This window comes from Tardiphaga sp. 37S4 (assembly GCF_021044645.1).
Classification (GTDB): domain Bacteria; phylum Pseudomonadota; class Alphaproteobacteria; order Rhizobiales; family Xanthobacteraceae; genus Tardiphaga; species Tardiphaga robiniae.
This window is the reverse complement of the sequence record NZ_CP088008.1, coordinates 2,531,634-2,552,422: the sequence shown is the minus strand read 5'-3', so window position 1 is coordinate 2,552,422 and position 20,789 is coordinate 2,531,634. Positions and strand designations below refer to the sequence as shown.

Genomic DNA, 20,789 nt, shown 5'->3' with positions numbered 1-20,789 from the left:
GGGGCCCGCTTGTGTAAACAAGGGGGCTTTCGTTTGATAAATCAACGCATTGCCAGCCGATTTCGCGTAAAACCCGTTGTAATGGAGGGCGGCGAGAGGTTTGGGCTTCTCTTGGACAGGGAGAGCGGGCTGCCGGACCCTTGGGCTACTCGCTACAGCGCCGTATTCCTCAGGAGCAAAGCCGGATCGATCAACACGATGTTGAAGGTGCTTCGCTCGATCGCGGCGACCGAAGAGTGGGCCGCATTGCGCGGGGTCAGCCTGATCGAGCGGCTGGAGACCGGCGATCTACTGACGCAGGAGGAAACCATCGATCTCGTGAACTCGCTTCGTCTTGCACGCTCACCTGCCGTGGGAGGGCATGAGGCGTCGGTGACGCGAGAGGTGGTGGCTCCGAATAGCTGAGCACAACATTCGCATGATGGCCGCGCTCGTTGAGCCGCTTGCACAGCGCGTGGGCGAAGGTGGTGCCGGGCCAAAGAACTCGATGATCATGCTCCCGAACCTCAAGAGGTTGTTGGTGCCTGCACGATTCGCCGAGGGTCCTGCACCTGAGGAAACAGGCGTTACCGCTTTCGCGCCGCGACAATAAAACTCTCCGCCAATAATCCCGGCACCTTGAGCCTCCGGCACGCCTTTTCGAATGGCTCGATCAGCGCCTCGCAGAGATGTGGAAACAACCGGCCCGGTCGCGGGAGATAGCCGTAATACGTGCTCTCCACGACCTCAAATCCCTCATCCGACAGCAGGCTTGAAAATTGATACAAAGTCAGGGTGTGTCGAGGTCTGCTCGGATATGCCCAGTTCAGGACACGACTGAACGACCCGATGGGTGACGTTGCATTGAGCTGGATATTGCACACCAATACGCCGTCGTTGCGAAGATGCCGATAGATCGCCCGCAATGCGTCGCGCCTAAGCGTGTCTTCTGCATTCAAGAAGAACCGAAATGCGGTGGCAACGTCAAATGTCTGTTCGAGAGGAACCTTGGTGACGTCGACGCATAGCAGCGTCACGTTGTCTGGCACCGAAGCTGCCGAAAGCATCGCTTCTGACACATCGACCCCGACAACCGAGCCGAACAACCGAGCGGCGACCTTCGCAATGCGTCCGGTTCCGCAGGCGAAGTCGAGGCTTGTTCGCTGTGGCCCTCCGAGCCGGCGCAGAATGCTTTCGAGCAAGGGCTGTTCGACGTCCCGCCACAATGCCGCGCAATGGCCCACCTCGAAGGTGCTGACGTAGTCGGCAACGACATCAACCGACTGGTGGCTCGCGCGATAGCTGAACGTGTCTCCGTTGAGCATAAGGATATGTCCCTCGAGTCCGCCGACGCTAACCTCGATGTCGGGACGACGTCTTCATGCATTCGCACGATGCCGGAACGGAGCGGCAGGCGTGATCCGACTAGTCGACGGGCGGCAGTCCGCGGATCCGAACAGTCATTCAAATGAACGTTGGTGTGGTTTGTAATCCGGCTAAGCTCTGACCTGCAGGTAAATGACAGCTTGTTCCGAGGCGCTGGGCATTCCACCATGATCATCGAGTTATTTGGGCCGCCTGGTGCAGGCAAGACCACACTTCTTCGCGGCCTCTGCCGGGGGCTGGCGCAAGAAGGCATCAACCTGAAGACAGTGAACGGTTATCGCCTGATTGAATATGCGTCGGCCCAGGATGACGGCCCGGAGACGCGCCATGGCATTGGGCGTATTGGCAGAAAGATTGCCACCTCCGGTCCTGTCTTGCTATCGACCCTGCCGAAGGACGGTGTCGCGGCGCGGCTTCTAGCATCAATCCCGCTACGAAGCCGCACATGGTCATGGCGCATGAAGGTCGACATCGCTCTACTGTGCGAATCTTGGCGTAAAGCGCAGGAATCGGAAGGTTACTTCATTTTTGAAGAAGGCCTGATCCAGGCATTGTGTGCGCTAGTTTTGCTGGCGCGAACTCCAAGCATTGACGTGGTTCGTGACTGCCTAGCGTTCCTGCCGCGACCGGACCTGCTTGTCCAGCTCGATGCGCCGCAGGAAACGTTGCGCCGCCGTCTTACGGATCGGCATGCGCACCAGCCGCTCATCGAAGTCCTCCTGTTCGAACTCGGCGTGGACAGGGGCTTGAAGCAGGCCAATATCTCAAGGGAGATCGGCGAGTGCTTGCGCCGGGACGGATGGTCCTTGATACAAGTCAACGGTGCCGACCCCCTCAATTTCGATAAGGTCATCACGCGAGTCCTGGGAGAGCATATCAATGAGACCGTCCTGGGTGACCAAGGCGATAAAAGCCAAACCGCTGGATTAGCTGGCAACTGTGAACTTGATGGATCTCAACATTTCGCACGGGGGCCTGGTGGCAGCATCTGACGCTCGCTCACGATTTGAATCATTGCGTGGTCGAGCCCCGGTCCGCCCGGAGCGAGGCATGGATACTTTGGGTCGCCTCGACTAGCGCGGTCCCCTGTCTCGGAGAGCCTTGCGTCCGAAACCAACCATTCAGCCACGATCAGCCCGTGAGGCGCGCACGAAACAAGGTGCAGCCGTCCGCCAGGCGCGACCTGGAGATATCCCGGAATCCAGCCTCGGTCACCGGCGCGCTCCTCGACCGCCTCACGCATCACGTCCATAACCACATATAACCCTTCTGATCTGCTGTCAGGACGTCCTGAACTTCTGCATCGCGCGCTGTGAGCTGATTGCTTGCAGCGCGTTTTGCTTTTTTGAGGGGACGGTTAGCTGCGGCAACGTGGCGGCAATATGATCTTTACAATGGAAAGATTTCTGCGATGGTGAGCTGACTCTGCCTGCTGAACGCGAGGGCCACCATGTCGCTGCAGCCGCTGCTTGATGCCGCCGCTCCAATCCCGCTGCATGCTTTTGCGGCCATGGTCGCATTCGTGCTCGGTGTCGTTCAATTGATCGCGCCCAAGGGCACGCTGCCACACAGGACGCTCGGCTGGATCTGGGTGATCCTGCTCGCCACCGTTGCGATCAGCTCGTTTGGGATCCATGGCCATAGCTACCGGCTCTGGCGAGACTGGAGCCCGATCCACCTGCTGTCGATCATCGCGCCGGTGATGCTGGTGGTCGGAGTGGTCGCCGCACGCCGGCACCGCGTCAGGGCGCATGCCATCACCATGATTTCGATCTTCGCCGGCGCCCTGGTGATCGCCGGCGTGTTCACCCTCGTGCCCGGCCGGGTCATGCACACCGTGGTGTTCGGTCGCTGAGTGAGGCGGCGATCGGCGACGCCGCCATCGGGCGGTTGCGAGCCTTCCCGAAGTCGCATCAGGTCCCGGAATGCATCCATAGACGCGTCATGCCGTCCCTCTGTCTATCGGCCGCTCGGTGAGCGACGATGCACTCGATCTCGGAGCTCGTTATTCCGATATCCATCAGCTCTCTTTCAGTCAGGTTGCGTAGAGTAGCTCGCGACCTGTGACGTTGGCGCCGCGTCTGAATCACGAGCCAATATCGCCTGAGCAAGTCGAAGACGCTTCGCGTGGATGCCACCGGCGGTCCAGCAGCATCCTTTTCCGACAAAGCGTCGTCCCGCGCAGCGATGGCGGCATTCGGGCGCACCGCTGCCAAAACGTCGTCAGCGGCGTCTTGCGCCAGTGCGACGGAGGCGTCGGTACCGAGCCCTGCGATATCGCGCCTGGTCTCGGCTGTGAAATTGCTGTGTTGGGTTGGCATCGGGTGCTCCTGCTGTTGCGCACGGCAGGAAGAGGCCAAACAAAAGGCCCCGCCCGATGCCGGCGAGGCCTGATGAGAAGATCGCGTCGTCGAATTCCTAGCGCACGACTCCCTCCACGGCCCAGCCAAAGCGGGACATGTGTTTACGGTTGACGATGCGCGCTGATCTAATCATCTGACTAGAATACCGTTTAAGGCATGAAAATCAAGGGTTGCTTCGGTGGAAGTTGCACCCTGGAGGCGATCTCGTCGCACGCCTTCGCGATCATCAGAGCCTTCCTGCTCGCGTCGTTCAATTCATCGCGCACGCAAGATTGCCGCTGGATTTCCGCAAGATTCGGCGGGTTCGGGCTGGCTTATTCGGGGCCACTTCACAAGCCCTGTACAGCTCCCGTAAGCATTTGAAAAATCAGCAGGAAAATAGAGCCACGGGCGTTGTCTGCGGGGTGGCTTGAAGCCGCGCGATGCGCTATATGATTCCCAGCAAAACCTGACCGGAAATCATCCTTGTCCGACACTGAAGACCAGAAGCCTGGGGAGCCACCGGCCCCCTCGGATATTCGTCCCGTATCCATCCTCGATGAGATGAAGCGTTCGTATCTCGATTACGCCATGAGCGTGATCGTGGCGCGTGCGCTGCCGGATGCGCGCGACGGCTTGAAGCCGGTGCATCGGCGCATTCTCTACGCGATGTATGAGAACGGCTTCGAGTGGAACAAGCCGTATCGCAAGTCGGCGCGAACCGTCGGCGACGTGATCGGTAAATATCATCCGCATGGCGACCAGTCGGTCTATGACGCCATGGTCCGCATGGCGCAGGACTTCTCGATGCGCGTGCCGCTGATCGACGGTCAGGGCAATTTCGGTTCGGTCGATGGCGATCAGGCCGCGGCCATGCGCTATACCGAGTCGCGCCTGACCAAGATCGCGCAGTCGCTGCTCGACGATCTCGACAAGGACACCGTCGACTATCAGGACAACTACGATGGCTCGTTCCGTGAGCCACGCGTGCTGCCGGCCAAGTTTCCGAATCTGCTGGTGAATGGCGGCGGCGGCATTGCCGTCGGCATGGCCACCAACATCCCGCCGCACAATCTCGGCGAAGTCATCGACGCCTGCGTCGCGCTGATCGATGATCCGTCACTGACCATTGACGATCTGAACAAGATCATCCCGGGTCCGGATTTCCCGACCGGTGGCATCATTCTCGGCCGGGCCGGGATTCGTACGGCCTATCACACCGGCCGCGGTTCCATCGTGATGCGCGGCAAGGTCTCGATCGAGCCGACGCGCAAGGACCGCGAAGCGATCATCGTCTCGGAAATTCCCTACCAGGTGAACAAGGCCACCATGGTGGAGCGCATTGCCGAACTGGTGCGCGACAAGAAGATCGAAGGCATTTCCGATCTACGCGACGAATCCGACCGCGACGGTTTTCGCGTCGTCGTCGAATTGAAGCGGGACGCGGTGCCGGAGGTGGTGCTCAACCAGCTTTACAAGTTCACGCCGCTGCAGACCAATTTCGGCGCCAACATGGTGGCGCTCGACACCGGCCGTCCGTTGCTGATGAACCTGAAGGACCTGCTGACGATCTTCGTCGCGTTCCGCGAACAGGTCGTCACGCGCCGTACCAAATTCCTGCTCAACAAGGCGCGCGACCGCGCGCATATCCTCGTCGGCCTCGCGATTGCGGTGGCGAATATCGACGAGGTCATTCGTGTGATCCGGACCTCGCCGGATCCGACAACTGCGCGCGACATCCTGATGGAGCGCCGCTGGCCAGCGCAGGATGTGGCGACGATGATGATGCTGATCGACGATCCGCGCCATCGCCTCGAGGAAGACGGCACCGCGCGGCTGTCCTTCGAACAGGCCAAGGCCATTCTCGATCTGCGCCTCGCACGTTTAACAGCTCTGGGCCGCGAAGAAATCTCCGACGAGCTGGACAAGCTCGCCGTCGAGATTGCGGACTATCTGGAGATCCTGCGTTCGCGCGCGCGCGTCCAGGGCATCATCAAGGACGAACTCGGCGCGGTGAAGGCGGAATTCGCGACGCCGCGCAAGACCGTCATCATGGAGCAGGAAGGCGAGGTCGAAGACGAAGACCTGATCCAGCGCGAAGACATGGTGGTGACGGTATCGCATCATGGCTACGTCAAGCGCGTGCCGCTCTCGACCTATCGGGCGCAGCGCCGAGGCGGCAAGGGCCGCTCCGGCATGGCGACGCGCGACGAGGATTTCGTCTCGCGTCTGTTCGTGGCCTCGACCCATACGCCGGTGCTGTTCTTCTCGTCGCGTGGCCAGGTCTACAAGGAAAAGGTCTGGCGCTTGCCGATCGCGCCGCCAAACGGCCGCGGCAAGGCGATGATCAATATCCTGCCGCTGGAGCAGGGCGAACGCATCACCACGATCATGCCGCTGCCTGAGGACGAGGCGACGTGGAACGATCTCGACGTGATGTTCGCGACCACCGGCGGCAACGTCCGCCGCAACAAGTTGTCGGACTTCGTCGATGTCAGGCGTTCGGGCATCATCGCCATGAAGCTCGATGAGGGCGAAGCGATCGTCGATGTGCAGATCGCTACCGAGCATGATGACGTGCTGCTGACCGCTGCCGGCGGCCAGTGCATCCGTTTCCCGGTGACTGACGTCCGTGTGTTCCAGGGCCGCAGCTCCATGGGCGTGCGCGGCATCTCGCTGGCGGACGGCGACAAGCTGATCTCGCTCACCATCCTGCGCCACCTCGAGGCCAATTCCGACGAACGCGCGGCCTATCTGCGTCGTGCCAATGCGGTACGTCGCGGCGGCGCCGAGGAGCGTGCCGATGTTGCGGACGAAGCGGCGGCTGCCGTGGAGACCGAAGAGGCGACGGGAGCCATCGAACTCGGCGAGCAGCGCTATGTCGAGATGTCGGCGTCCGAGCAGTTCGTGCTGACCATCAGCGAAAACGGCTATGGCAAGCGGACCTCGTCGTTCGAGTACCGCACCACCGGCCGCGGCGGTAAGGGCATCGTCGCCATGTCGGTCAACAACCGTAATGGCAAGCTGATCGCTTCGTTCCCGGTCGAGGACAGCGACCAGATCATGCTTGTCACCGACAAGGGCCAGCTCATCCGCTGCCCGGTGGAAGGTATCCGCATTGCCGGCCGTTCGACCCAGGGCGTCATCGTGTTCAACACGGCTGACGACGAGCACGTCGTGTCGGTCGAGCATATCGGCGAGGCGGGCGAGGGCGAAGAGGGCGAGAATGGCAACGGTGTGCCGGTGGCGGAGGGCTGAGGCTCTCCGCAGCGGCTGGCACGTTGATAAAAAACCCGCGGTCATGCCGCGGGTTTTTCTTTTATGTATGTGATGTGCGGGATGGGTTGAGCGAAGCGAGAACCCAACACCTCGCGCTTGCTCGGTCGAAAGAGGTTTTCGGCGCTATGCGCCTGCGCTCTTCGGCACCGGCGTATTGAGCAGCTGTTGCTCCCACAGATACGCAATGCCGCTGCCGCCTGCATGCTGCGTCATCACTTCCGTTAGCTTGGCGGCACTCTCAGCCCGCGCCCAGTCGCGCTGCCATTCGGCGGCCACTGCCAGCCAGGTCATCATGTTGGCGCCGGCCGCGATCATGCGCTGGATGGCGACCTGATGGGCCTCGACCGAAACGGCGCCCGAGGCATCGGTGACGACCGTTACGTCCCAGCCCTCGCCGAGGGCCTGGATCGTCGGCATCGCGACGCAGATCTCAGTCCACAGGCCCGCGATGATCAATTGCTTGCGGCCCGTTGCCTTGACGGCGTCCACCGCCTTCGGGTCTTCCCAGGTGTTGATGAAGGTCCGGTCGATCACCTCCTGGCCGGGGAACACGTCGGTGATCTGAGGGAATAAGAGACCGCCACGCTCGGCGAGCACCGAGGTCAGGATGGTGGGAACGCCGAACGCCTTGGCGGCCTTCGCCAGGCCCGCCGTATTGTTGATCACCATCTGCGGTTCATGGCTGTTCACGTTGGCGAGCTGGTAGGGCTGGTGGTCGATCAGAATGAGGACCGAGTCTTCGGGACGAAGGAGCGACGCAAGGCCATTACGAAAGGTCATGAATATATCCTCTGGTGCCGTTGTGAGTGAGATTGGTCTTCTTGATGGGACATGCGCCAACGGCGGCGCTGTCTCGAGGGGTATTGCCGTTCTTGGGCTTGATGAGGTAGTGCCCTTCCGTGGCAAGCTGTGTTGCGGAATGGGGAACGCCGAATTGGATATCGAAGCGCTCAGGACATTCGTGGAAGTTGCCGATGCCGGGGGCGTTTCGCCCGCTGCGCGTCGGCTCAGCGTCTCCAAGTCGATCGTCAGTCGGCAGCTTGCTCGCATTGAAGCGGAACTTGGCGTGCAGCTTCTCGCACGAACCACGCGCGGCGCTGCGCTCACCGAAGCGGGAGTCGCGTTTCGCGACCATGCAGCGCGAGCTTGCGCCGAGATCGACGCGGCCAGGGAATTGCTCCTGCCTGATGGTGAGCTTTGCGGCCGCTTGCGCATTGCCGTGCCGCTGACTTTCGGCCCAACGCACTTAGCTCCTGTGCTTGCGGACATGGCGCGACGGCACCCGCAGCTCCACATCCATAGCGTCTACAGTGATCGCTTCGTTGATCTCATCGCAGAAGGTTTCGATTGCGCCATCCGGGTTGGCTATCTTCCGGACTCCAACCTGATCGCGCGACACGTCGGGCCAATCTATGGAAAACTGGTCGCCAGCCCGGACTATATCGCAGCGCATGGTTCCCCCGAGACGCCGGACGACCTCGTTGCGCATCAGGCTCTCATGCAGGGCACAGAAGCCTGGCAATTCATGGATGGCGACAAGACAATCACGGTGCGCCCGCAAGGGCGCTTCAAAGCCGATAACGGCACGGCTCTCCGCGCCGCAGCATTGGCAGGACTGGGCATCGCTTGGCTCCCCGATGGCATCACCCATGACGATGTCGCCTCGGGAACGCTTGTTCCGGTCATGACACGCCATCCGCCGCCACCGGCAGGTGTCTATGTCATCCGCCCGCCAAGTCAGCATCCCCCTCGAAAGGTACGAGTCCTCACCGAAATGCTCATCGCGTGTTTCGCAGAGGCTCCGCGCCTTGCGGGCGTGGGTCGCTAGAGCGCAGGCAGGCAGACCTCGACGTTCGGCCAGGCCTGCTGCGAGCAGTCGCGGCCGGCCGAGGCTTAAGTCGCGCGCGGCTTAAATCTCGATCTCGGTGCCGAATTCGACGACCTGCTTGGTCGGCACGCCGAAGAACGCCGCGGAGCGCTCGGCGTTGCGCTGGAGGAACGCGAATACGGTTTCGCGCCACACCGCCATCCCGGCGACCTTGTCGCTGGGAATGATGGTCTCCCGGCCGATGTAATAGGTGATCTCGGCGAGGTCGATGCCGGGCAGCTTACCCTGTTCGGAGGCCAGGCCGAGCCCGTCGGAAATCGTTGGATATTGCATGAAGCCGTAATGCAGGATGACGCGCGTGATCCCTTCAATGACTTCGATAATCTCGGCGCGATCGGCATCCGGGACGCGCGGCACTTCGGAGATCAGCACAGTCACCAGAATGACGCGCTCATGTAGGACGTGGTTGTGCTTGACGAATTGCGTCAGTGCCAGCGGCACGCCATTCGGCATGGATGCCAGGAACACCGCGGTGCCATTGAGGCGCGCATGGCAGCGACTCACGGCCGTCTCGATCAGGTCCTCTTCGGGTTGACGCAGTTTGGCGCGGGCGCTTTCAACGAGTTTGACGCCGCTGCGCCATGTCAGCATCAGGAACGCCACAGCAGCCGCCAAGAACAGCGGAAACCAGCCGCCTTCGAACAGCTTCGTGGAATTGGCGGCGAAGAAGATGCAATCGATGATGAAGAAGAAGCCATTCACCGACACGACGAGAAGCGGCGGATAACCCCATTGCAGCGCGACCAGTGCCGCGAGCAGCGTGGTGATCGCCATCAGCAGCGATACGGCGATGCCATAGGCACCTGCCAGCGCGTCGGATGTGCCGAAGCTGAGCACGGCGGCCAGCGTCGCCGCCGCCAGCAGCCAGTTCACCAGCGGCACATAGATCTGGCCCATGGCGTGGCTGGTGGTGTGCCGGATCTGCATCCGCGGCAGGAAGCCGAGCTGGATCGATTGCTGCGTCAGCGAGAACACGCCGGAGATGATAGCTTGCGAGGCGATCACCGTCGCGACGGTGGCAAAAGCCACCAGCGGGTAGTGCAGCCAGTCCGGCGCCAGTTGATAGAACGGGTTGTTGATGGCGGTAGGGTCGGCGATCAGCAGTCCCGCCTGGCCGAAATAGTTCAGCACCAGCGCCGGCAGGGCGATGGCAAACCAGGCGAGCCGGATCGGCATCCGGCCGAAATGGCCCATATCGGCATACATCGCTTCGCCGCCGGTCACGGCTAGGAAGGCGGCGCCGAGAATGGCAAAGCTGATGTGGAAGTCCTGGTGGATCAGGAATTCGAAGGCATAGAGTGGACTGACGGCAGCGAGCACGCCGGGCGATTGCACGATGCCATGGATGCCGAGCAGCGCCAGCACGGCAAACCAGCCCAGCATCACTGGCCCGAAGATGCCGCCGATGAAACCGGTGCCCTTGCTCTGCATCAGAAACAGCCCGATCAGAATGATGACGGTGAGCGGCACCACGGCCGGCGCAAGCGACGGTGCATCGACCTTGAGGCCTTCAATGGCTGATAGCACCGAGATCGCCGGCGTAATGGCGCCATCGCCATAGAGCAGGGCGGCGCCGACGAGACCGACGACCAGCAGATGTATGCGCCACGTGCCCGGCTCTGCGTTGCGCGCGTGGAGCAGTGCCAGCAGGGCAACGATGCCGCCTTCGCCGCGGTTGTCGGCGCGCAAAATCAGAAGCGCGTATTTCAGGGAGATAATCAGGATCAACGCCCAGAGGATCAGCGACACCACGCCGAGCGTTGCTTCGGACGTGAGAGGCCCGCCATGGGCGGCTGCCTTCACGGCTTCCTTGAGTGCATAAAGGGGGCTGGTGCCGATATCACCATAGACGACGCCGAGCGCGCCGATCGTTGCCGTGAGAGGAAGTCCGCCAGAGTGGCCTGGCGATGCGGCTGGGATGGCGGTCACTGGCAGCCCTCACGGGACTCGCGCTTTCACGATCGCGCTTGACCAGCAGTCTGCGACGTTGCGTCGCGAATTGCTATGAAATTAGTTGAAGTAGCTGTCGCGAGAATTTCACTGAACTATGCCTCGCGCGCGTTGGGGGAGTGTAGTTCGATGGCCCGGATTAAGTATCAGTACACCCCGGTTCTGACCGGGGTGCGGTATCCTTTGCCGCTTAGCGACGCTCGGTGGTCACGAGGCGGACTTCGCGGACAGTGATCGTCTTGCTGGCTGCGTTACGCAGGCAGGACGCCTCGAAGTTCGGCCAGGCCTGCTCGGAGCAGTTGCGACCTACCGTGTGGATGTCCAGGCGGTCGGCCTTGGCGAGGGCCACCGGCACCGACGCCTCGACCTTCGGAGCGAAGCCCGGCAGAACGGTGAGGGCGGCTGCGATGAAAGCTGCGACGGCAACTGCTGAGAGAGTCTTGATCATGACGGTCCCCTGTCATTCGGGCCGTTTTGGCCCGGTTTGTTTGTCGCTTCCTGTGCTTGCCTGATTAATCAGACCCGGTTTCAGGAAGTTGTCGTGTCCGGGCAAAGTGGTTTCATCCGGCCCGGTTTGTGTTTCGTCCGTACGCGCATGACGACACATGAGGCTCGAAAGCCCAATGTTTTCAATATCGTTGCTGCGTACCCAGTAGACGCGCTGACCCGGCATCCGGTTCGAGCCCTGTCCGAAAATAAACATCGGCCATTCGGCCCCAGCGGGCGGAACCAAGTTGGCTTGCGGCTCGAACGGGGGCGGGGTAGGAGGGGGAATGCCCCGTATCGCGCTTTATCCCGGTTCATTCGATCCCGTCACCAATGGCCATCTCGATGTGGTCCGCCATGCCGTTGGCCTGTGCGACAAGCTCGTGGTCGCGATCGGCGTGCACCCCGGCAAGAAGCCGCTGTTCTCGACGGACGAGCGGCTGGAGATGGTGAAGCAGGTGTTCGGACCGCTGGCCTCAGCCGCCTGCTGCGAATTCGACTGCACGACCTATGACAATCTCACCACCACACTGGCGCAGCAGATCGGTGCGACCATCATGATCCGCGGGCTGCGCGACGGCACCGATCTCGATTACGAGATGCAGATCGTCGGCATGAACGAGACCATGGCGCCGGATGTGCAGACGGTATTTCTTCCGGCCTCGGTGAGCGTCCGCCCGATCACCGCCACACTGGTCCGGCAAATCGCCGCCATGGGCGGCGACGTTTCGGCTTTCGTCCCGGACGCGGTTGCCAAGAGCCTCAAGTCCAAATTCGCCGCTTAATCAAACGCCGGCTGACCGGCTTTCTCTGATCCGGAGTTTCCATGATCCGTATAGTCGCACTTGCTGCCGCGCTGATGTTCGCGGCTCCCGCTTTCGCGCAGGCTCCGGCAGCCCTTCCGGCTGGCCTCGACAAGGCCAATTCGGTCGTGATCGACACGACCAAGGGCCGGATCATCATCAAGCTGCGCACCGATATCGCCCCGCAGCACGCCGAGCGGATCAAGCTGCTCGCCCGCGAAGGCTACTATAACAACGTGCCGTTCCACCGCGTGATGGACGGCTTCATGGCGCAGACCGGCGACGGCAAGAACTTCAACGGCACCGGCGGATCGAAGTATCCGAACCTGAAGGCCGAATTCTCGCAGGTGCCGTACAAGCGCGGCGTTGTTGGCATGGCACGTGCCGGCGATCCGGATTCGGCCAATTCGCAGTTCTTCATCATGTTCGCGGAGGGCTCGTCGCTGAACGGCAAATACACCGTGGTTGGCGACGTCGTCGCCGGCATGGACGTCGTCGACAAGCTCAAGAAGGCGCCTCCCGGTTCGGCCAGCGGCGCCGTGACCGACCCTGACAAGATGGTCAAGGTTCAGGTCGCTTCCGACATCAAGTGAGCATCATGATGCCGCGATGCAGGGTGATTGCTCTGCTCGCGGCATTATTGCTGTCTGGCGTTCTTCAGGCGCATCCGGCATCGGCTCAGTCTGACGCCGTGAGTACGCTGGAGGGCATGTTCGGAAGGCTGAAAGCGTGCTGGCATCCGCCCGCCTTGCCGCGCGGCCATCCGGGCATGGAGATCACGGTACTGTTCAGCTTCAAGCGATCCGGTGAACTTCTCGGAAGGCCGCGAATTACCTTCGAGACGCCGGATGCCTCCGAGGCCGACAGCGTTGCTTACCGAACGGCTGTGATGGAGACATTGCAACATTGCACGCCGATGCCATTTACCGGGGGCCTGGGCGACGCGGTCGCTGGACGCCCCTTCCGAGTGCGGTTTGACGACCGCCGAAACCAACCCAAACCAGTAGAGAGACGAGCATGGCTGTTACCGAGAATACTTTGATCCTTGAAACCACCCAGGGTCCCGTCACCATCGAGATGCGCCCGGATCTGGCACCGGGCCATGTCGCCCGTATCAAGGAGCTCGTGCGCGAAGGCTTCTACGACGGTATCGTCTTCCACCGCGTCATCGACGGCTTCATGGCGCAGACCGGCTGTCCGCAGGGCACCGGCACCGGCGGTTCGGGCAAGAAGCTGAAGGCCGAATTCAATAACGAGCCGCATGTGCGCGGCACGCTGTCGATGGCGCGCGCGGCCAGCCCGGATTCCGGAGACAGCCAGTTCTTCATCTGCTTCGACGACGCGTCGTTCCTCAACAAGCAGTACACTGTCTGGGGCAAGGTCACCGAAGGCATGGAGAACGTCGACAAGATCAAGCGCGGCGAGCCGGTGCAGAACCCCGACAAGATCGTCAAGGCGCATATGGCCGCCGACGCGGCTGACTAAGTTAAGCTCCTCCCTCACGTTCGTCATGCCCGGGCAGCGCGAAGCGAACTTCGCTAGTTGTCCCGGGCATCCTCGTTTTATAGGCATCAACACCAAGGCGTGGATGGCCGGGACAAGCCCGGCCATGACGGAGTGGGAATAACTACAAACCCATGCGTACCGATATCTTCGATTTCGAACTTCCGGCCGAGAACATCGCGCTGCGGCCTGCCAGCCCGCGCGACGCCGCGCGGCTACTTGTCGTTCAGCCGGGTATCGGCGTGCAGGATCATGTCGTCTCGGATCTGCCGACCTGGCTGAAGCCCGGCGATCAGCTGGTCGTCAACGACACCAGGGTTATCTCGGCGCAACTCACCGGCCGCCGCATTGGCCGCGAGACCGAACCGAAGATCGATGCGACGCTGATCAAGCGCCTCGACGGTTCGCGCTGGCAGGCGCTGGTACGGCCTGCCAAGAAGCTCGTCGAAGGCGATACGGTGCGCTTCGGCAATGAAGGCCGCGTCTGCCTGCTCGGACATCTCGACGCGCAAGTCGAGCACAAGGGTGATGCCGGCGAGATCATCTTCTCTTTCTCGTTTCACGGCCCGGCGCTGGATCAGGCGATTGCCGAACTCGGCGCGCCGCCGCTGCCGCCTTACATCGCCGGAAAACGCGCTCCGGACGAGCGTGACACGGCCGATTATCAAACCATGTTCGCCGCCAATGACGGCGCCGTCGCCGCACCGACGGCGGGACTGCATTTCACGCCGGCACTGGAAGCCGCTCTGAAGGCGCGCGGCGTCGGCCTGCATCGCATCACGCTGCATGTCGGAGCAGGGACGTTCCTGCCGGTGAAGGTCGACGACACCGCAGAGCACAAGATGCATTCCGAGTGGGGTACGATCTCGCGCGCGACGGCGGATGCATTGAACGCAGCGCATGCGGCCGGCGGACGCGTTGTTGCCGTCGGCACGACCTCAATGCGTTTGCTGGAAAGCGCAACGTCCGAGGACGGCGTTATTCATCCGTTCGCTGACGAGACTGCGATCTTCATCACGCCGGGCTATCGCTTCCGCGCCGTCGATATCATGCTCACGAATTTCCATCTGCCGCGTTCGACGCTGTTCATGCTGGTCTCTGCCTTTGCTGGCATGGATACGATGAAGCAGGCCTATGCCCATGCTATCGCGACCGGCTATCGTTTCTATTCATACGGCGACGCCAGTCTGCTGTTTCGGGACACAAGCAATCAATGACCGTCGCCAATCATTTCGAACTGCTGCGCACGGACGGCACGGCACGCAGGGGTCAGCTGACGACGCCGCACGGCGTGGTCCGCACGCCGGCCTTCATGCCGGTCGGCACCCTCGGTGCGATGAAGAGCCTGCACTGGCGCGATGTGCGCGATGCGGGCGCGGATATCGTGCTGGGCAATACCTACCATTTGATGCTGCGTCCCGGCGCGGAACGCGTCGCGTCGTTCGGCGGTCTGCAGAAATTCACCACCTGGAACGGGCCGATGCTGACCGATTCCGGCGGCTTCCAGGTGATGTCACTGGCGCAGCTCCGCAAGGTGACCGAGCAGGGCGTCACGTTCCGTTCGCATATCGACGGCGCCAAGTTCGAACTGACGCCGGAGCGCGCCATCGAGATCCAGCGGCTGTTGAACTCCGACATCGCGATGCAGCTCGATGAATGCGTGCGGCTGCCGGCGGAGCACGCCGATATCGACCGCGCCATGCAGCTGTCGCTGCGCTGGGCCGAGCGCTGCAAGCGCGCCTTCGAGACAGCGCCGGACGGCTACATGCTGTTCGGCATCGCGCAGGGCGGCGACGTACCAGCACTGCGCCGTGCCAGCGCGCAGGGGCTCATCGATATCGGCTTTCATGGCTACGCGATCGGAGGCCTTGCGGTCGGCGAGCCGCAGGCCGTGATGCTGGCGATGATCGAGGAAGTGGTTCCGATCCTGCCTTCGGACCGCCCGCGCTATCTGATGGGCGTCGGCACGCCGGATGATATGCTGGAAGCGGTGGCGCGCGGCGTCGACATGTTCGACTGCGTGATGCCGACGCGGAACGGCCGTCACGGCATGGCCTTCACGCGCTATGGCCAGATCAATATGCGCAATGCGCGGCATCAGGACGATCCGCGTCCACTGGACGAAGAGAGCACCTGGCCGGCCGCGCGAGACTATTCGCGCGCCTACCTGCATCACCTCGTGCGCTCCGGCGAAACGCTGGGCGCGATGCTGCTGTCGGAAATCAACATCGCCTATTACCAGAGCCTGATGCAGGGTATCCGCGCAGCCATCGAGGCCGGAACGTTCGAAGAGTTTCGGGCGCATACGCGTGAGTGCTGGGCACGTGGCGATATTCCGCCGCGGTAACCGCTCGTCGCGTGTGGAGAAAACACTAACCTGTCCATCAACCTGTCAGGTTCATCGATCGTTTGTCTCGCGGTAACCGGCCGCAAGCATTTCCATAGCCTTGTATTGCCGGAAAAACCTGCGGCTGGGCCGGGCCGGGAATCCTGCCCACCGCTCTCCTGCGGGCACGTCGCGCGTGACGCCGCTCGCACCGGCTATCTGTGCGCCGTCGCCGATTGTCAGATGAGGAGCAATTCCAGTCTGGCCGCCTATTGCAACAAAACTCCCGAGAGTTGCGGACCCGGCAATTCCGACTTGCGCGGCGATGAGGCAGTGTCTGCCAATCGTCACGTTGTGGGCGACCTGTACGAGGTTATCGAGCTTCGTCCCTTCGCCGATAAACGTGTTACGGGTCGACCCGCGATCGATGGTCGTGTTTGCGCCTATTTCGACGCAGTCCTCAATAATGACGCCTCCGACCTGGAGAATTTTTATATGTCCGCCTTTGTCGGGCACGAATCCGAAGCCGTCCTGCCCGATCGATACGCCTGGATGGACAATGACGTGATTGCCGATAGTTGCGTGCGCAATGATAGCGCCGGCGCCGACCGAGCTATGGCTCCCGATGGTGACGTCTGGACCGATCACGACGTTTGACCCGATATAAGTACGTTCACCGATCCTGGCCCGGGGACCGATCACTGCGCCGGGATCGATGGTAGCCCCGCAATCGATGATGGCCGAAGCATGAATCGTGGCGTTCGGAGAAATGCCGTCGGTCTCGAAAAGTGACCCCGGGATAGCCGCCCCTGGATAGAGCAGGGCGAGGATTCTCGAGTAAATCAAATACGGCTGAGGTGTCACAAAAGAGTAGGTTTCCTTTGGAACGGACGCGCTGAAGCGCGGGGAGACGAGACAAGCGCCCGCATTCGTCTGCCTCAAGGCCTCAAGATACTTGTGATTGTCCATATAGCTAAGCTCGCCGCGGCGCGCTGTCTCTAGCGCTGCTCCAGCCGAAATGAGGAAATCTTTTGTAACAAAAAGTAAGCCCGCGATGCCTGCGACCTCACTAGCGGTAATCGTGCGCTTAGGCACGAAGAAGGGAATTTGACCGGTCATGACCGACTCCAGTGCGGGTATCCCCTCGACCCGAGAGACGGCTTCTCCGCTGTAGACCCGACAGCTGGTTAGCACGGCTTGGGAACATCAGAAATGGCGAAGGTGTGACTGCGGCGTGGTCGTTACTTGGTGCACGCGTGACGGTGCAGAAATCGTTTGCGCGGATCGCTGGCCTTGACGCTTGCCAATGCTGCGCCAACGCGGACGCCGGTCACGACGATATGCTGAGCCTCGGCGCGAGCGGCTGCTTTGTTGGGAGCATCAATGACGCATGGGCGATGCTGGCAGCGTTCGCCTTACTGGGCGTATTGGTTGGGCCATTCGCGTGGAAAGCAGACCTGGACGGGTAAGGAGAGGCGCGGAGAATGTGATAGTCGCAATCGGTGTCTCCCTCGGATCGCGAAGCAATCCAAGATCAGTTCACGCGGGGTCCACGCGAACAGCGCTAGTTGTTGCAGACCGTCCGGCGAAATGCATGCTTGGTCACAAAGCCATAGCCGCATGTATCGCAGGTCCAGAGATAGCTGACGACGTCGTCGGTGAGAAAGGCCGACGCCTCGGCAGCAATCATCGAGTCCGCACAAACCGGGCAGGTCGGAAGATCGCTGCCACGCGGCGCGGGATGGGACGTTTTGGTCGTACGGACTTCAGCTGATGCTGACATCGTGACCTCCTTCGTCGTCTCATCGGACATGACACGATCCTAATCCGATTTGTTTGACCGTGTCGCAACACAAATGCGTTGCTTTGAAGTTTTTTAAGTCAACACATGTTTGTGCCGCAGCGCGGTCACCTTTGTGCGATGCCACGTGCGTCACGAAGAATGCGCCTGTTACGATGAATGACATTTGTAAAATTTGCTGACATTGCCGGTCGTGCAGCAGAGGCGAGTAGCCGCCACATCGCGCCCTTGTGCGGACGCATCTTCGGCGACACCGTGGAAGCGATTGTGCAGCCGCTCAGCGGGCGCTATCTCTCGACGGCAACGTTTGAAGGAATCTGACCGAGATGGCACAGCCCCCGCGACGCCCGCGCACGCTCCAGGATGCCCGCACCGAGGCGGAGGCGGCGTTCAAGAAGACCACCGCGAAGCCGGTCGAGGCACCGGTCGCCAAGGCAGCCGTTCCCGGCGTGCGCGAACTGGTGTCGCTGCGGATCGATCAGGACGTGCTGGAATATTTTCAGCAGGACGGGCCGGGCTGGCAGGACCGCATGAACGACGCGCTGCGCAAGGCAGCCGGCAAGTAGGCTGCCGCTCCAGGTAGCGGGCTTAGCGGTTCAGGAAGCCGCCAACGACGCCGCCGATGAACCGGCCGGGACCGGCAGGATCGATGGCCGGGGCGGGCGCGGGCGCGGCCTGGCGCCTGACCACCGGCGCTTCCTCATAGGTCTGCTGTTGTACCTGGCGGCGCACCGGCTTCGGTGCGGGTGCCGGTTCCTCCTTCAGCGCGACGACCTCGGTGAGCAGTGCGGCATGCTGCACCTTGTTGAGATAGCCCGACGTCGGGTAACCGCGTGCCGCCTGCCAGCGCGTGATCACGCCACGGGTCCCGGCATCGAAGCTGCCGGTCGCCTGGGTGTCGAAGCCAAGGCCGTTGAGACGGCGCTGCACGTCGCGGCGCTTGACCTTGTCGAGGCCGATCTTGTCCTCGGTGAGCTGGTTGGCTGCCTCGGTAAACACGGCCTTGTCCACACCGGGCGCAGCGGTACGGGGCGCGGTGGCGGCTTCCTGTAGTGCGGCGATGCGGGCGAGGGCGAGCGGCTTGAACTGGCCGTTCGGGTACATGGAGATGTAGGCGTTCAGTTCCTCAGGCCGGTTGGAGTCCTTGATCGAGCGCCAGAACTCAAGCTCGACATCGGAGCCGGCGGTGGCGGCCGCGGGCATGGTGGCGGTGGGGCTGGCCGCGGCAACGGCGACCTGCGCCTGAACGTCCGGATTGAGATAGACTGCGCCGATCAGATTGGTGTGGCCCCAGGGCAGCTGGCCTTTGTTGGTTTCGTCCTGCACCTGTGCGCGCACTTTCGTCATCGCCTGCTGGATCTCGGCGCCGGGCGTGGTGATGTTGTTGAGCAGCGCGCGGGTAAACGGGCTGTTGCTTCCGCTCTTGCCGTCGAGGGCGGTCTGGCCGGGGCTGGTGGCGAATGCGATCAGCGTGCCTTCGCCGGATTTCATCTCCGCAAGACCGGACGACACCGCGACGCTGCGCGTGGCAGATCCGCTGGAGCGGATCTTGGCGGCAAACGGATTGTCGCGGCAGGCATCGAGGAATACCAGCTTCACCTTGGCATCGCCCATGGTCTGGTCGAGGGTGGTCTCGACATTGATCGCTGCGCCGAGCTTGACGTCCATCTCCGACTTCAGATTGGCATCAATCGGCAAAAGGTAGTTGATGTTGTTCACCGAGATACCGTGGCCGGCATAGAAGAACACCGCGACATCGGCACCCTGCGCCTTGCGGCCGAAGTCGAGCAGCTTTTCCGTCATGCCGTCGCGCGTCAGGTTCGATCCTTCGATGACGTCGAAGCCGACATTGCGTAGCGCGCTCGCCATGGCCTTCGCGTCGATCGGCGGGTTCGGCAACGGATCGACATTCTTGTAGCTGCCATTGCCAACGACGAAAGCGACGCGCTTGTCGGCGAGCGCTGCATCCGCGCTGAACAGGATGGACAGCGCAGACAGGGCAAAAGCGAAATGGCGCACGATACGATCTCCCCACGAATCCGGTCATTCGACCCTAGACACATTGGGAAAAGTACCAATTGCGGGCGTGCGCCAAAATGTCGAGACACGCACTCGGAGAATAAAATCGAAAAAGGGGAACCCGATGCGTCAGGCCGCCGCACGCACCGGCGGTCGATCGGTACTGAGCAGGTTCAGCGTGTTGCCGGCGAGAATGAGAGCTGCGCCGAGCAGTGTGAACATGTCGAGCCGTTCAGAGTATAGTAACCATCCGATGGTGGCACTGAGTGGTACGCGCAGAAAGTCCATCGGCACGACCACCGTCGCATCGGCATAGAGCATCGCGCGCGCCATGCAGAAGTGGGAAAACGTGCCGCAGAAGGCGACCACGAAAAGCCAGCCCCAGACATAGGCCGATGGCCACTGCCAGGAGTATAGCGCGGGGAAAACGCCGGCCACCGACTGCACCACGATCATCCAGAAGATGATCTTCAGCGCGCTGTCCGTGCGCGTCAGTGACTTGATCAATGTGATCGATATGCCGAAGCCAAACGCGGCGGCCAGCGCGATCAGCTGGCCGGGATTGACGACGCCCGTGGTCGGGCGAACGATGACGATCACGCCGATCAGGCCGAGCACGATGGCCACGATCTTCCAGAGTGTCATGCGCTCGCCGAGAAAGAACGCCGCCATGATCGCGATCCAGATCGGCATGGTGAACTCGATCGAGACGAGCTGGCTCAGGGGAATGAGCGTGAGTGCGTAGAACCAGCCGAGCTGCGCGCCGTAATGCACGAGGTTGCGCGACACATGCGCCAGCGGCCGTGTGGTCTTCATGGCGCGAAAGCCGCCGTTGAAATACAGGATCGGCAACAGCATGACGAAGCCGAAGACGGAGCGGATCTCCATCACCTGGAAGACATTGAGTTCGCGCAGCGTCTCGCGACCGCCGATGGCGACGAACAGCATCAGAAGCAGCCAGCCGGACATCCACAGCGCGGCGCGGGCCTTCGACGGGGGGCGATCCATAATCCCTGAGAACCAGTTT

At 61.8% G+C, this 20,789-nt stretch carries 22 protein-coding genes; 12 read left to right on the top strand and 10 right to left on the bottom strand.

Annotated elements, in window-relative coordinates; translation table 11 throughout:
- Window positions 1–198: 198 nt before the first annotated feature.
- A complete protein-coding gene (locus LPB73_RS12450) occupies window positions 199–405 on the top strand; it encodes a hypothetical protein (protein WP_231080749.1) in 207 nt (68 codons plus the stop codon).
- 161 nt (window positions 406–566) lie between these two features.
- Here LPB73_RS12450 and LPB73_RS12445 read toward each other — a convergent pair whose 3' ends face one another.
- The gene (locus tag LPB73_RS12445) at window positions 567–1,304 is read right to left on the bottom strand and encodes a class I SAM-dependent methyltransferase (protein WP_231080748.1); all 738 of its coding nucleotides are present in this window, start codon (window positions 1,302–1,304) and stop codon (window positions 567–569) included.
- A gap of 228 nt (window positions 1,305–1,532) precedes the next feature.
- On the opposite strand from LPB73_RS12445, the gene LPB73_RS12440 reads away from it, so the two are divergent.
- Both LPB73_RS12440 and LPB73_RS12435 read left to right on the top strand, forming a co-directional pair.
- Window positions 1,533–2,357 (top strand): sulfate adenylyltransferase, encoded by an 825-nt coding sequence (locus LPB73_RS12440; protein ID WP_231080747.1) that lies wholly within the window; start codon window positions 1,533–1,535, stop codon window positions 2,355–2,357.
- A gap of 458 nt (window positions 2,358–2,815) precedes the next feature.
- Complete coding sequence (locus LPB73_RS12435) at window positions 2,816–3,220, top strand: DUF2306 domain-containing protein (protein WP_093758683.1); 405 nt, start codon at window positions 2,816–2,818, stop codon at window positions 3,218–3,220.
- 58 nt (window positions 3,221–3,278) lie between these two features.
- Here the strand turns inward: LPB73_RS12435 and LPB73_RS12430 are convergent, their stop codons facing one another.
- Window positions 3,279–3,686, bottom strand: a complete 408-nt coding sequence (locus tag LPB73_RS12430; protein ID WP_231080746.1) for a DUF1127 domain-containing protein — start codon at window positions 3,684–3,686, stop codon at window positions 3,279–3,281.
- A 507-nt stretch (window positions 3,687–4,193) separates the two neighbouring features.
- Here LPB73_RS12430 and gyrA point away from each other — a divergent pair.
- A complete protein-coding gene (gene gyrA, locus LPB73_RS12425) occupies window positions 4,194–6,965 on the top strand; it encodes a DNA gyrase subunit A (RefSeq protein WP_231080745.1) in 2,772 nt (923 codons plus the stop codon).
- A 144-nt stretch (window positions 6,966–7,109) separates the two neighbouring features.
- Here gyrA and LPB73_RS12420 read toward each other — a convergent pair whose 3' ends face one another.
- The gene (locus LPB73_RS12420) at window positions 7,110–7,766 is read right to left on the bottom strand and encodes a hydrolase (RefSeq protein WP_120289867.1); all 657 of its coding nucleotides are present in this window, start codon (window positions 7,764–7,766) and stop codon (window positions 7,110–7,112) included.
- A 154-nt stretch (window positions 7,767–7,920) separates the two neighbouring features.
- Between LPB73_RS12420 and LPB73_RS12415 the strand changes: the two genes are divergently transcribed.
- Entirely contained in the window at window positions 7,921–8,814 is an 894-nt protein-coding gene (locus tag LPB73_RS12415; RefSeq protein WP_089264716.1) for a LysR family transcriptional regulator, read from the top strand.
- Between the two features lie 81 nt (window positions 8,815–8,895).
- Here the strand turns inward: LPB73_RS12415 and LPB73_RS12410 are convergent, their stop codons facing one another.
- The 3 genes from LPB73_RS12410 to LPB73_RS12400 form a co-directional block, all read right to left on the bottom strand.
- The gene (locus LPB73_RS12410; RefSeq protein WP_089264451.1) at window positions 8,896–10,803 is read right to left on the bottom strand and encodes a potassium transporter Kup; all 1,908 of its coding nucleotides are present in this window, start codon (window positions 10,801–10,803) and stop codon (window positions 8,896–8,898) included.
- A 211-nt stretch (window positions 10,804–11,014) separates the two neighbouring features.
- A complete protein-coding gene (locus tag LPB73_RS12405) occupies window positions 11,015–11,272 on the bottom strand; it encodes a hypothetical protein (RefSeq protein WP_089264450.1) in 258 nt (85 codons plus the stop codon).
- 12 nt (window positions 11,273–11,284) lie between these two features.
- On the bottom strand, window positions 11,285–11,527 hold the full coding sequence (locus LPB73_RS12400) for a hypothetical protein (RefSeq protein WP_184516379.1): 243 nt from the start codon (window positions 11,525–11,527) through the stop codon (window positions 11,285–11,287).
- Between the two features lie 70 nt (window positions 11,528–11,597).
- On the opposite strand from LPB73_RS12400, the gene coaD reads away from it, so the two are divergent.
- The 6 genes from coaD (at window position 11,598) to tgt (ending at window position 15,963) form a co-directional block, all read left to right on the top strand.
- Window positions 11,598–12,095, top strand: coding sequence for a pantetheine-phosphate adenylyltransferase (gene coaD, locus LPB73_RS12395; RefSeq protein WP_231080744.1), 498 nt, complete (start codon window positions 11,598–11,600; stop codon window positions 12,093–12,095).
- 41 nt (window positions 12,096–12,136) lie between these two features.
- The gene (locus LPB73_RS12390) at window positions 12,137–12,706 is read left to right on the top strand and encodes a peptidylprolyl isomerase (RefSeq protein WP_089264448.1); all 570 of its coding nucleotides are present in this window, start codon (window positions 12,137–12,139) and stop codon (window positions 12,704–12,706) included.
- Between the two features lie 5 nt (window positions 12,707–12,711).
- Window positions 12,712–13,155 carry a hypothetical protein gene (locus LPB73_RS12385; protein ID WP_120290341.1) on the top strand — a complete coding sequence of 148 codons (444 nt, stop codon included), beginning with the start codon at window positions 12,712–12,714 and terminating at the stop codon, window positions 13,153–13,155.
- Window positions 13,131–13,598: a peptidylprolyl isomerase gene (locus LPB73_RS12380; RefSeq protein WP_231080743.1), complete on the top strand. Its 468-nt coding sequence runs from the start codon at window positions 13,131–13,133 to the stop codon at window positions 13,596–13,598. Before LPB73_RS12385 ends, LPB73_RS12380 begins: the two co-directional genes overlap by 25 nt.
- A 152-nt stretch (window positions 13,599–13,750) precedes the next feature.
- A complete protein-coding gene (gene queA, locus LPB73_RS12375; RefSeq protein WP_231080742.1) occupies window positions 13,751–14,833 on the top strand; it encodes a tRNA preQ1(34) S-adenosylmethionine ribosyltransferase-isomerase QueA in 1,083 nt (360 codons plus the stop codon).
- On the top strand, window positions 14,830–15,963 hold the full coding sequence (tgt, locus tag LPB73_RS12370) for a tRNA guanosine(34) transglycosylase Tgt (RefSeq protein ID WP_231080741.1): 1,134 nt from the start codon (window positions 14,830–14,832) through the stop codon (window positions 15,961–15,963). The genes queA and tgt overlap by 4 nt, the downstream gene beginning before the upstream one ends.
- Window positions 15,964–16,014: 51 nt before the next feature.
- Here the strand turns inward: tgt and lpxD are convergent, their stop codons facing one another.
- Window positions 16,015–17,061 carry a UDP-3-O-(3-hydroxymyristoyl)glucosamine N-acyltransferase gene (gene lpxD, locus LPB73_RS12365; RefSeq protein ID WP_231080740.1) on the bottom strand — a complete coding sequence of 349 codons (1,047 nt, stop codon included), beginning with the start codon at window positions 17,059–17,061 and terminating at the stop codon, window positions 16,015–16,017.
- 445 nt (window positions 17,062–17,506) lie between these two features.
- Window positions 17,507–17,725 (bottom strand): hypothetical protein, encoded by a 219-nt coding sequence (locus LPB73_RS12360; RefSeq protein WP_231080739.1) that lies wholly within the window; start codon window positions 17,723–17,725, stop codon window positions 17,507–17,509.
- Window positions 17,726–18,069: 344 nt separating this feature from the next.
- Here LPB73_RS12360 and LPB73_RS12355 point away from each other — a divergent pair, with 344 nt between their 5' ends.
- A complete protein-coding gene (locus LPB73_RS12355; RefSeq protein WP_231080738.1) occupies window positions 18,070–18,309 on the top strand; it encodes a BrnA antitoxin family protein in 240 nt (79 codons plus the stop codon).
- A 22-nt stretch (window positions 18,310–18,331) separates the two neighbouring features.
- Here LPB73_RS12355 and LPB73_RS12350 read toward each other — a convergent pair whose 3' ends face one another.
- Window positions 18,332–19,762 carry a caspase family protein gene (locus LPB73_RS12350; RefSeq protein WP_231080737.1) on the bottom strand — a complete coding sequence of 477 codons (1,431 nt, stop codon included), beginning with the start codon at window positions 19,760–19,762 and terminating at the stop codon, window positions 18,332–18,334.
- A gap of 129 nt (window positions 19,763–19,891) precedes the next feature.
- A complete protein-coding gene (locus LPB73_RS12345) occupies window positions 19,892–20,770 on the bottom strand; it encodes a DMT family transporter (RefSeq protein ID WP_231080736.1) in 879 nt (292 codons plus the stop codon).
- Between the last annotated feature and the right edge of the window lie 19 nt (window positions 20,771–20,789).